At 35.8% G+C, this 3,673-nt stretch carries 4 protein-coding genes; all 4 read right to left on the bottom strand.

The window, feature by feature from the left end; translation table 11 throughout:
* Positions 1-452, bottom strand: a 452-nt coding sequence (locus ACFIO3_RS10045; protein WP_375704394.1) for an ABC transporter permease subunit, incomplete at its 3' end; no start/stop codon positions are given.
* A 2-nt stretch (positions 453-454) separates the two neighbouring features.
* Positions 455-1,207: an amino acid ABC transporter permease gene (locus ACFIO3_RS10050; protein WP_375608741.1), complete on the bottom strand. Its 753-nt coding sequence runs from the start codon at positions 1,205-1,207 to the stop codon at positions 455-457.
* Positions 1,208-1,347: 140 nt separating this feature from the next.
* On the bottom strand, positions 1,348-2,253 hold the full coding sequence (locus tag ACFIO3_RS10055; protein ID WP_375608740.1) for a transporter substrate-binding domain-containing protein: 906 nt from the start codon (positions 2,251-2,253) through the stop codon (positions 1,348-1,350).
* A 117-nt stretch (positions 2,254-2,370) separates the two neighbouring features.
* A complete protein-coding gene (gene xth, locus ACFIO3_RS10060; protein WP_375608739.1) occupies positions 2,371-3,153 on the bottom strand; it encodes an exodeoxyribonuclease III in 783 nt (260 codons plus the stop codon).
* Positions 3,154-3,673 lie beyond the last annotated feature (520 nt).

The following is a 3,673-nucleotide window of genomic DNA, read 5'->3' on the forward strand; positions in this document are numbered from 1 at the left end:
TGCCAATATGTCATTCCAAGAGCTTTCCCCGCATATTTTTGTCCTTGCGAAACTGAATTTATGCCAGCACGCATAATTTCAGCGAAATAAGCAGTTTCAAATGCGGTAAAGGTAATGAGTGCTGATTTATTTGCACCGATGGATGTCCCCGTTAAAAAAGGCAGAAGTACGAAAAACCATAAGATAACCATCACAAGGGGTATTGAACGCATAGCTGTTATGTAAATGATTGCAAGCCAAGAAAGAAGTTTTATGGAAGAAAGGCGCATCATTGCTAAAAGCGTACCGAAAATAAACCCCAATACTGTTGCAAAAAGAGTTAGAAAAACGCTAAAAAGTAAACCTGATAAAATGTAAGAACGAAATACATCAAAGGTAAAAAAGGAAAAATCAAAATCAGAAAAATTGAAAGGAAAATAAAGTCCAAACTGAGAGCTTATAAAATTTATCATATTCAATTTTCCTGTGTTTGAGAATTAGGAACTTTGAGTATTTGTTCAATAATTGTCATTACAATAAATACGAATAAGGCTATAAGAATATAAAGAATCGTAACAAGCAAATAATTTTCGTAAACATGGCTTACCTCTTCAATTGCTTGGTATTGAAATTGCATGAGTTCATTTATTGAAACAGCGAATGCTATAGACGAATTTTTTACAATACTCATTGCTTCTGAAGTAAGTGGGGGCATAATTGCGCGTATAGCACGCGGTAGTATAATATAGCGATAACTTTGATACGTTGTAAATCCCATTGCCATAGCAGCATAGCGTTGCCCAGAAGGAATAGCTTCAATACCTGAACGAATCTGTTCGGCAATGCGTGCAGATGTAAAGAATCCCAACGCACATGTTACTAAGAGAATAGGGGAAAATTTCATCGCTGGTGGATAGATCTTAGGAACAACAAAATACCATAAAAACACCTGTACAAGGAGAGGAATATTACGCATGATCTCTACCCAAATAGCACCAATAGTGCGAAATATACAATTGGTTATGGAAGTATTAGGTAAAGTACGCATTGTTCCTATAATAACACCAAATAATACAGCTAATATAAGTGAAGTGATGGACAATATAACCGTATTTTTTAAGCCATCGAGAAGGGTGTCTAAATAGGTATGACTCACGCCAGGAGTCCCAAGGCATCCTGCTACCAGTGTTTGAGTAAGATCATCCCTACAAAGAAAAGAAAAGTCCATTAATTGATATTCCCTCAAATTAGTCATTTACAAATAGGACAATAAATCAACCGCATCTACATAGGCGGAATTTATCAAAAAGTGAACTAAAATATAAACCACACTCAATTTTTAAAGAGTGTGGTTTTTCCTTTTAAACTCTATAAATCTTCTGCTGTGTAGCTTTCCCGAGGTTTATTATTGGGGTGATCCCAAGCATATCTTGTTTGTTTTGATAAAGGAAGATTCATAACAGTATTAGCAGGTGGAATCGGTTCCATAAACCACTTATTGTAAAGTTTTTCAAGTGATTCGTCTTTGATCTGACGCACGATACTATCGTTGATTGCTTGTTCAAATTTTTTGTCATGTAATCTAAGCATGCAGGCGATGGGTTCGACTGAAAGTACGGGGTCAAGAATGACATAATCAGATGGTTTTTTTGATTTTGCAATATGTCCAGCAAGAATTGAGGCATCCATAACAAAGGCATCGGCTTTACCAGATTCTAATAATAAGAAGCTATCTCCATGATCTTTTCCTTTGATAACCTTAAAGTTAATGTTTTTGGCGCGTTTGTTTTTACGAATAAGTTGAACAGATGTTGTACCAGTGGTCGTCGCAACTGTTTTTCCATTTAAATCGTCAAGAGATTTAATGTTAGAGTTTTTCTTTACAGCAATCCGAATCTCTTCAATGTATGTCGTATAAGCAAATGCTGCTTCTTTACTGCGAGCAATATCATTTGTTGTTGAGCCGCACTCAAAATCATAGGTTTTATTTTTTAAGAGAGGAATTCTATTTTGAGAAGTGATGGGAAGATAATGAATTTTAATTGGTTTACCAATTTTTTTTGAGATATCATCAATGATCCGTTCTGCCATTTCTGTATGAAAACCTACATATTTATTATTACCAAGGGCGTAAGCCAAACCAGATGATTCACGGACACCTAAAGTGATCTCCCCTGTTTTTTTTATTTTTTCAAGCGTATCATTTTTAGCATGCGCAATACTTGTGAGCCCAATGGCTGCTGCAGCAATAAATATTAATAATGATTTCTTCATTTCTGTCCTCCATTCATTTATTGTAGTTGTTTAAGATATAATCTTTATTTGGTGTAGCATAGTTATTATTTATCGAGTGATTTTTTTGTTGTCGCACAAAATAAGGGCTATAGTTTTTTAATTGACATTAAGCTGAATCCAAACAGGAACGTGGTCAGATGGCTTTTGATATCCTCTTACTTCTGTCTGACTATGAGCGCAAACAAGATGATCAACAGCTTCTGGTGATAATAATAAATGATCAATGCGAATCCCATTATTTTTAGGCCATGACCCAGCTTGGAAATCCCAAAAACTATACGAGGGCGTATCGGTGACATTCCGGATAGCATCGTAGAGACCTAAATGAAGAATACGTTGGAATGCTTTTCTTGTTTGTTGAAGAAATAAAGCATCTTGATACCATTCTTGAGGATTTTTTGCATCTAATGGGGTGGGGATGACATTATAATCACCTGCTAGGACAAGAGGCTCTTCGTACGCAAGCAATGATTTTGCATGTGCACATAATCTTCCCATCCATTCCATCTTATAGGAATATTTTTCACTCTCAGTAGGGTTTCCATTTGGTAAATAGAGAGATGCAACACGGACAACACCTTTATTTGTTGAATAAACGGCTTCAATGTAACGTGTTTGTTTGTCATTATCGTTGCCTGGTAATCGACGGATCACTTCATCTGGTGTTTTTTTAGAAAGAAGCGCAACGCCATTAAAACTTTTTTGTCCGTGTGTTTCTATATGGTAACCTAAATTTTCAATTGCATCACGTGGAAAGTTTTCATCAATACTTTTAGTTTCTTGTAGACAAGCTATGTCCGGCTGATTTTGCTGTAGCCATTGATATAATGTTTCATGTCGTGCTTTTATTCCGGCAATATTCCACGTTGCTATTTTCATGGCGCTCATCATTAAATATCACATGTGCAATTTAATTTTCTGCATTCAAGTTTTATAACAGTCGCAGCTTCTTTTTTTATTTGAGGCATATGACTATGGTAAATTGATGTATCAAGAATACTGGCAAAAGCAAATGTAAAGTTTTAAAATTTAATTTATTTTCATTTTTAAAAACTTTCTGCAGTTTAGTTCTTGACGAATGTACGTGTTCTCGCTATTAGGGACAGACATAACCGATGTAGAAATGATCAGTGGTTTTGGATATGTCCAAAAGATCATTCATAAAGGGTGTTAAGAAGATTAAAAGCAAGTGCTAGTGCAAGAGGCTATTGCCTTCTCTGCTTGTGGTCGGGTGGACTGTTTTTGCAGGTGTGCCCGATTTTGTGTGTAAATTAAAATATCTTTTCTGATTCTATCGGAAGAGATGAAAATAGAAAAGCCCTATTGGGTAAGACGAATGTAGATCGAAAAGAGGAAGGTTGCATGCCTACCGTAAACCAGTTGATTCGAAAGCCGCGTG

This window comes from Bartonella sp. AD328YNZD (genome assembly GCF_042196425.1).

What these genes read in the sequence shown, in the direction of transcription:
- ACFIO3_RS10050 (WP_375608741.1), bottom strand. Translation starts at nt 1,207, where the DNA reads ATGGACTTTTCTTTTCTTTGTAGGGATGATCTTACTCAAACACTGGTA.
- xth (WP_375608739.1), bottom strand. Translation starts at nt 3,153, where the DNA reads ATGAAAATAGCAACGTGGAATATTGCCGGAATAAAAGCACGACATGAA.
- ACFIO3_RS10055 (WP_375608740.1), bottom strand. Translation starts at nt 2,253, where the DNA reads ATGAAGAAATCATTATTAATATTTATTGCTGCAGCAGCCATTGGGCTC.